8 protein-coding genes and 1 pseudogene are annotated in these 7,324 nt (G+C 70.3%); 5 read left to right on the top strand and 4 right to left on the bottom strand.

Translation table 11 applies throughout. From position 1 onward, the window contains the following. Positions 1 to 148: 148 nt before the first annotated feature. Positions 149 to 907 (bottom strand): hypothetical protein, encoded by a 759-nt coding sequence (locus tag D7Y11_RS08090; protein ID WP_126933393.1) that lies wholly within the window; start codon positions 905 to 907, stop codon positions 149 to 151. Then, the gene (locus tag D7Y11_RS08095) at positions 904 to 1,905 is read right to left on the bottom strand and encodes a site-2 protease family protein (RefSeq protein WP_126933394.1); all 1,002 of its coding nucleotides are present in this window, start codon (positions 1,903 to 1,905) and stop codon (positions 904 to 906) included. Before D7Y11_RS08095 ends, D7Y11_RS08090 begins: the two co-directional genes overlap by 4 nt. Before the next feature lie 215 nt (positions 1,906 to 2,120). Between D7Y11_RS08095 and D7Y11_RS08100 the strand changes: the two genes are divergently transcribed. The 3 genes from D7Y11_RS08100 to D7Y11_RS08110 all read left to right on the top strand — a co-directional run bounded on the left by D7Y11_RS08100 (position 2,121) and on the right by D7Y11_RS08110 (position 4,135). Beyond that, positions 2,121 to 2,468 (top strand): hypothetical protein, encoded by a 348-nt coding sequence (locus tag D7Y11_RS08100; RefSeq protein ID WP_120579094.1) that lies wholly within the window; start codon positions 2,121 to 2,123, stop codon positions 2,466 to 2,468. Positions 2,469 to 2,553: 85 nt separating this feature from the next. After that, positions 2,554 to 3,375, top strand: coding sequence for a hypothetical protein (locus D7Y11_RS08105; RefSeq protein ID WP_126933395.1), 822 nt, complete (start codon positions 2,554 to 2,556; stop codon positions 3,373 to 3,375). A 46-nt stretch (positions 3,376 to 3,421) separates the two neighbouring features. Continuing rightward, the gene (locus D7Y11_RS08110) at positions 3,422 to 4,135 is read left to right on the top strand and encodes an HAD family hydrolase (RefSeq protein ID WP_120579096.1); all 714 of its coding nucleotides are present in this window, start codon (positions 3,422 to 3,424) and stop codon (positions 4,133 to 4,135) included. A gap of 71 nt (positions 4,136 to 4,206) precedes the next feature. Here the strand turns inward: D7Y11_RS08110 and D7Y11_RS08115 are convergent, their stop codons facing one another. Next, positions 4,207 to 4,662 (bottom strand): transcriptional regulator, encoded by a 456-nt coding sequence (locus tag D7Y11_RS08115; RefSeq protein WP_120579097.1) that lies wholly within the window; start codon positions 4,660 to 4,662, stop codon positions 4,207 to 4,209. A gap of 202 nt (positions 4,663 to 4,864) precedes the next feature. On the opposite strand from D7Y11_RS08115, the gene D7Y11_RS08120 reads away from it, so the two are divergent. After that, complete coding sequence (locus tag D7Y11_RS08120) at positions 4,865 to 5,878, top strand: lipid kinase (protein WP_233607231.1); 1,014 nt, start codon at positions 4,865 to 4,867, stop codon at positions 5,876 to 5,878. Positions 5,879 to 5,888: 10 nt separating this feature from the next. On the opposite strand, the gene hrcA is transcribed toward D7Y11_RS08120, so the two are convergent. After that, the gene (hrcA, locus tag D7Y11_RS08125; RefSeq protein ID WP_120579098.1) at positions 5,889 to 6,920 is read right to left on the bottom strand and encodes a heat-inducible transcriptional repressor HrcA; all 1,032 of its coding nucleotides are present in this window, start codon (positions 6,918 to 6,920) and stop codon (positions 5,889 to 5,891) included. A gap of 202 nt (positions 6,921 to 7,122) precedes the next feature. On the opposite strand from hrcA, the pseudogene D7Y11_RS08130 reads away from it, so the two are divergent. Then, positions 7,123 to 7,324 (top strand): annotated as a pseudogene (locus D7Y11_RS08130) (drug/metabolite exporter YedA); the annotation flags it as partial.

The raw sequence follows: 7,324 nt of genomic DNA on the forward strand, positions 1-7,324 counted from the left end.
GCGGCGGTTCGGGGGCAGGAGGGCGGAAAGGCGGCCCCGCAGGATAACAGCGCCCGGCGTCCCCCGCGCGTTCCCTGACGCGGCCGTGAAGCCCCTTCTCCCGCCCGCCCGGGAAGCGGGCCGGCCAGCGCTCCGCCGGACCCGCCGCCTAGAAGGACGCGCGCATCATCTGGAAGAGCACCAGCAGCAGCACCAGGGACACCACCAGCACGGTGCTCAGCACCGCGGTCTTCATCTTGCGCCCCAGCGCCGGTGAGGGTCCGTCGGAGATGAGCTGCGTCGTGGTCGTCACCCGGCGGACCACTTCATCCCGTCCGCGCAGCGCCTGGGCGTCGTTCGGCGCCCGGGCGAGCCGCACGCGGTACAGCCGGCCCACCATGGCCATCTCGCCCCGCATCATCGCCTGGGACAGCAGGCGGTCGTGCGCGTCCCAGTCGTGCCAGGTCTCCAGCAGCTCGCGCCACTCCTGGGCCAGGGCTTCGGAGGGCTGGTGCTCGTCCGGGATGAAGTTGGCGTAGACCAGTCCGCACGCGGAGCAGGACCCGGCGTCGTCGCGAATGGGCGCCACGCACTTGGGGCAGTGGCCCGGCGGCGCCTGGAAGGGATCTCCATCCAGCGCGAGCGGGGCCTCGGCGGGAGCATCCGGACGCACCACCCGCAGCGCGGTGACGCTGGGCCGAGCGAGAGGTGACGGCGGAGGGGCCGCGTAGGGCGCCGCCACCGCGAGGTCCTCCACGCCGTCATGCGCAGGAGTGGGCGCGGGCCGAGGGGATGCCGGCTTGGAGAGGGAAGGGGCCGCCCGAGTCCACGCACCACACGCCGGGCACGCCACGGCCAGCGCATGCTCCTCGAGGACGTAGGTCTCCACCTTGACCAGTCGGTCGCAGCTTTCGCACTGGTACTTCATGACCACACCTCTCGCAGCGGGATGGGCATCGCGCACCCTACCAGCGCCAACAGGCACAGCGCGCAGATGACCTTGCGCGAAGCGCTCAGGGGCTCCTCCGGCCGCAACACCTCCGGGTGGCCGAAGCCCACGACCTTGCTCGCCACCACCAGCCACAGGCCCCATGACGCGGTGACGAACACGGTGAGGAAGAGCAGCACCACCGCCACGCCCCGGCCCACCAGACGGGCCCGGGGCCCCAGCGCCGCGAACGTCAGGTGCCCGCCGTCCAGCTGCCCCACCGGCAGCAGGTTGAGCAGCGTCACCAGCAGGCCGAACCACGCCGCCATCACCACCGGGTGCACGACCACATCCTTGCCCTCCGGCAGCGGGCCCAGCGCCAGCCACGTCAGCGCCTTCATGAGGAGATTGTCGCCAAAGTGCGTCTGGTGGCTCGTGTAGACGGGCTCCATCGCGGGCGGCGCCTGCGTCAGCTTCTCCATCACCCAACGCAGCAGGTCCTGCCCCAGCACCCACAGCGACGACTCGCCGGGGAACGCGGACGGCACCGGCGGCGAGTCCACCACCGTGGAGTGCAACAGCCCCCAGTAGAGCAGCGGCAGCGCCACCACCAGGCCCGCCAGCGGCCCCGCGGCACCAATGTCCACCAGCGCGTTGCGAGTGGGGATGCGCCCGCGCAGCCGGATGACCGCGCCGAGCGTGCCCAGGCTCCCCGGCACCGGCAGCGGGATGAAGTACGGCAGCGACGTGTCCACCCGGTGCCACCGCGCGAGCACGTAGTGCCCCATCTCGTGCGAGCCCAGGATGGCCAGCAGCGACCCGCTGAAGAACAGCGCCTGGGTCCGGTCCTCCGCGAGCAGCCCGTCCCCACTGAACGGGAACGAGCGGCCAAAGAGCAGCAGGTACGCGAGGAACGTCGTCCCCAGCGTCACCACGAAGAGCAGCAGGTGCAGCCAGACGCGGGCCGGGGCGGGACGTGGAACGGAAACCGGGTGCATGCGCGAAGATGCCTCACGTCCGCGAGAGGGGCGACCACTCCCGCGCCGCCCGGCGGATGAAGTGTCCAACAGAACTCGGAATAACCCGCCCCGGGTCCTTGACTTGAAAAAGCCTTCTGCTACGACCCCGGCCGCTTGAGGTCTTACTGAACGGCGGAGTGCCTGTCCGGGCCGCTCCGTCACCATCCAAGCCACCATCAGTTGGGGAGATAACCATGAAGAAGTTCATCCTGTCCGCCGTCGCCGCCGCTTCCCTCGTGGGCTGCACGAGCGTCGAGTCCGCCATCGTCTCCGGCTCCGAGATCGCCGCCAACGGCGAGGCCGTGGCCGTCATCCAGGGCAGCTCGCTGGGCCTGACCGCGATCTTCCACATCATCGACATCGTTCAGAGCGACCTGGACACCGTGGTGAACAAGCTCCTCATCACCGAGGCGAAGGCCATGGGCGCCTCCAAGGTGGACCTGAAGTCGGCGAGCACCACGCCCCGTCACGGCATCTTCGCCCTGTTCGGCACCATCATCGGCATCACCAGCTCCTCCGCGACCGGCGTGGCGGTGAAGTAGTCCCAAGCTGCCTCCTCACCGAGGCAGTCCGAAGGCCCCCTGGGAACAGCGGGGCCTTTTCCATTTCCAGCCCCCGAGCATCCCCATGCGCGCCCTCCTCCTCGTGCCCCTCGTGGGCCTCCTCGCGTGCCGTTCGTCCTCGTCCGGAGGCGCGAACGACGCGGAGTTGATGGCCCAGGTGCGAGAGAAGCTGGCCGCGCGCGACGCGAAGCTGACGGCCTACCAGTTGGAGGGCACCCAGACGGAAGGGGACACCGCCTCCGCGGGCTTCACCTTCGCGTACCGCGCGCCCCAGAAGATGCGCGGCACCGTGTCCGCGCCCCAGGCCCGGCAGGTGTGGTGGGACGGCAAGCACCTGTACGAGCAGGTGGAGGCGACGAAGCAGTTCACCACCTTCACGTCCCAGGTCTCCGCGGAGAAGCTGTCCGCGTTCCTCACCGAAATCTTCACCCCCTTCGTGCCGGACGGCTTCCGCGCGCCGCTGCTGCTGCGCAGCGCGAAGGCGAGGCGCACCGCGAGCCTGCCCCAGGCGAAGGAGGCCGTGGAGCTGACCATGGCGCTGGAGGGCGAGGCGGGCGGCGGCGTGGAGGTGACGTACGTGCTGCGCTGGCCCTCGCTGGACTTCCTGGCCAAGAAGACGCGCGCGCCGGACGGCACCCGGGCGGAGGTGCGGATGGAGGAGGAGCACTGCGACACGGACCTGGGCCTGTGCGTGCCCAGGAAGCTGACGCGCTGGCTGGGGGACGCGAAGCAGGGGGAGACGGTGCTGTCGAAGGTGGACCTGAAGACGCCGCTGCCCAACGACGCGTTCACCCCCGCCGCTCCGGAGGGATACAGCGTGCAGACCCGGACACTCGTGGACAGCGAAGCGCAGGAGAGTGGACCGAAGTCACCCACGGGCGGTTGACCCGCACGCCGGCCATCGCCACCTTGGCGGCGGAGGTTTGCCGCGCATGGTCGAGAACGTCATCTTCGACGTGGATGGAACGCTGATCGATTCGGTGGACGAGCACGCCGAGGCCTGGCGCCGGTCGTTCATCGAGTTCGGGCGGGACATCCCGTTCGCTCACGTGCGCAGCCAGATTGGCAAGGGCGCGGACCAGCTGTTGCCCGTCTTCTTCAACGACGAGGAGCTGGAGCGCTTCGGCAAGGACCTGGAGGAGGACCGCTCCGCGCGCTTCAAGCGCGAGTTCCTCCCCAAGGTGCGCCCCTTCCCGCGCGTGAAGGAGCTGTTCCAGCTGCTGCGCAAGCGCGGCCGCAAGATTGCCCTGGCCTCCAGCGCCAAGGACGACGAGCTCAAGCGCTACGTGGAGCTGTGCGGCATCGACGGCCTGTTCGAGGCGAAGACGAACAAGGACGAGGTCGACAAGAGCAAGCCGCACCCGGACATCTTCGAGGCGGCGCTCGTGAAGCTGGGCAAGCCGGACCCCGCCACGGTGGTGATGGTGGGTGACACGCCCTACGACGCGCTGGCCGCGGGCAAGCTGCACCTGGCGTCCGTGGGTGTGCTGTGCGGCGGCTTCCGCGCGGAGGACCTGCGCACGGCCGGCTGCCGCACGCTGGTGAAGGACCCCGCGGAGCTGCTGCGCCGCCTGGAAGAAGACCCCGAAATCTGGCCCTGGGACGCGGCGTCGCGGGACACCTCCAAGGACGAGGAGTCGCGCTGAAGCCCGAGACAGGGTGAAGGCGTCCCCGGCGGCCACGGAAAAAGCGTGGCCACCGGTGGAGCCCCTCGGGACTATTTGCGCGAACCGCCCCGCTTCGCGCGTGAACGGGACGCCGTGCTCTTGCGAGCCGTCCCCCGGCGCGCGGTGCTCTTGCGGGCCGTGGAGCGCTTGCCGGCGGTGCCGGTGCGCGAGGTGGCCTTGCGGCCGGTGCTGGTGCGCCGGGCCCGGGTGGGCGCGGCCTTCTTGCGGCTGGAGGTGGCGCTCTTCTTCGCGGTGGCGGCGCGGCGCTTGCCCCCCACGCGTCCTGCCTTGCGCGCGTTCTTGCGAGCCGCGGGGCGCCGACGGGCCGCCTTCGCCTTGCTGCCAGAGCCGCCCTTCATCCCGCCACCGGTGAGCTTGTTCACGGTGGCGTACGCGCGGGCCTCCGCGGTCTTCTCACCGACGCCCTTGTCCTCGTAGCCCTTCTCGATGTGCGCGGCCATGCGCTTCTGCTTCGCCGAGTACTTGTCCTTGCTTCCTCGTGCCATTCAAACCCTCCTGGAGAACGTCCCGGCGCGGGTCCGAGGCACGGAGTCCGCGTCGCCTGGAAGGTGAACACGTCTACCCAGGGAGGGAACCCGCCAGCCCCCTACCCATGTCCACCCGCGGAAGCTCTCCGAGAGTCGCGGTGGGGAATGGACAGAGCCCCTGCCCTTTCCGCATGGGTCCCGCTGGTGCCGGAAGACGGTCGTGCGCAGCTTGGAGGCGCTGCATTCAAAGCCGAGGTTTCCCCTGGAACCCGCACTCAACGCGCCTCCGCGCCTTCGTCACCTGGACGAGGGGCCCGCGGTCCTGGTGGTGAATACGCGCTCGCGCTCGGGGCGTGACGCCTTCGAGACCGCCCGCGCGCTGCTGGCCGAACACGGCATCCCGCTCAAGGCCGCGCACGCACTGACGCGGCCCAAGCGCCTGCGCAAGGTGGTGGAGGAGGCCATCGCCCAGGGGGCCCGCCGAATCCTCGTGGGAGGAGGCGACGGCACCATCAGCTGCGCGGCGCAGGCCCTGATGGGGCGCGACGTGACGCTGGGCGTGGTGCCGCTGGGCACCGGCAACGACTTCGCCCGCTCGCTGGGCATCCCGGACACGCTGGAGGCCGCGTGTGACGTCATCGCCGGTGGCTACACGGCGCGCGTGGACGTGGGGCTCATCAACGGGCGGCCCTTCCTCAACGCCGCCAGCCTGGGGCTCACCACCGCCATCGCGAAGCGGCTCACGCAGGAGTTGAAGCAGCGCGCCGGCAAGCTGGCCTATCCCATGGCCGCCGCCGCGGAGATGCGCACGCTGCAGCCCTTCCACGTCCGGCTCCAGGCGGATGGCCGGACGCTGGAGGTGGACGCGCTCCAACTGGTGGTGGGCAACGGCCGCTACCACGGCGCGGGCAACATGGTGGCGCCGGACGCGACGCTGGACGACCGCCGCTTCCACGTCTACGCCATCACCGCGCCCTCCATGGCGGAAGGCGGGGAGCGCACGGGGCTGGGCCACCTGCAGGACGTGGCCACGCTGGCGCGCGTGGCGCTGGGCATGAGGAGCGGCGGGCACCTGGAGCACGAGTCCGTCGTGCACCTGCACACCTCGCGGCTCGTCGTGGAGACGGAGCCGCCCATGGAGGTGAACGCGGACGGAGAGAACGTGGGCATGACGCCCATGCGCTTCGAGGTCGCCCCCGCGGCGCTGCGCGTCTACGCGCCCGCGCCGCAGTAGGGGCTTCGCGCTACACCTTCTCCAGCACGCTGGAGAGTACCTGGGCGGTGAAGTTCACCAGGGGAATCACGCGCCGGTAGTCCATGCGCGTGGGCCCGATGACGCCGACAGTGCCCAGCACCGCCTCCGCCGTGCCGTAGGGGCTGGCGATGACGGTGACGTCGCCGGCGGCGGAGAACTCGCTCTCCGCGCCGATGAAGACGTGCATCTCCTTGGTGCGCTGCACGCGGTCCAGCAGGTGCAGCAGCTTGTGCTTCTCATCCAGGGCGCGGAACAGCGCGCGGATGCGCTCCACGTCCGCGAACTCCGGCTGCTCCAGGAAGGAGCCGGTGCCCTCGATGAGCACGCGCTCCGGCGTCTGCAGGTCGGTGGCGGCGGCGCCCAGCTTGAGGGCCTTGGCGGTGAGCGCGTTGTAGAGGGCCTGCTCCTGGTCCATCTCCGCGCGGATGCGCTCGCGCGCCTCTTCCAGGGGCACCTGGTGCAGCAGTTCGGAGAGGTAGTTGCTGGCCTTGATGAGCTCGTCGGACGTCACCGGGAAGTCCACGGTGAGGGCCTTGTTGTGCACCTGGCCGTTCTGGCCCACGAGCACGGCGAGCACGCGGTTCTCGCGCAGGCGCAGGAACTCGATGCGTTGGAACACGGCGGCGTCGACGCGGGGGGTGAGCACGACGCCCGCGTGGCGCGTGAGCGAGTGCAGCACGCGGCTGGCTTCCGACAGCACCTCGTCCAGGCTGGACTCGTGGACGAGCCCGGCGTGGATGAGCTCGCGGTCGCGGGGGGCGGGGTCGCGCAGCTTCACCAGGGTGTCCACGTAGAAGCGGTAGCCCCGGTCGGTGGGCACGCGGCCGGCGGACGTGTGGGGCTTCTCCAGGAAGCCCAGGGCCTCCAGGTCGGCGAGCACGTTGCGCATGGTCGCGGAAGACACTTCGAACTCGCCTCTGCGAGTCAGCTGCTGGCTGCCGACCGGGCCGCCGGTGGTGATGTACTCCTGCACCACGGCTCGGAGGACTTCCTTTTCGCGCTCACCCAATTCGTCGGGCATTCCCGCTCACGCTCCGGTGGCTGTCGACCCGACCTCCGGGTCTTCATGCCTCCTGTAGAATTCTAAAAGGGACGCCCGAGGCATTCAATTGGGAGGGCCTCTCTGGCAGGCAGGCGGGGCGCTGGTCCGCCGGCCTGCGTGGCACGGGTACGGCAAAGCGCACATCGCACGGGAGGGAGGTGGGGGTTAGAAGGCCGCCGCCGTGACGACCGCGACCGTGACCCCCGACGTAGCCGAGCCCGCGCCCCACCGGGGTCGCCTGCTGTTCAGCCTTTTCGCGCTCTACGTCATCTGGGGGTCCACCTACCTGGCGATGCGGTTCGCGCTGACGGGTTTTCCGCCGTTCCGGATGGCGGGGATGCGCTTCCTCCTGGCGGGTGGGGTGTTGTTCGCGGGGTTGCGGC

This window comes from Corallococcus sp. AB018 (assembly GCF_003986945.1).
Classification (GTDB): domain Bacteria; phylum Myxococcota; class Myxococcia; order Myxococcales; family Myxococcaceae; genus Corallococcus; species Corallococcus exiguus.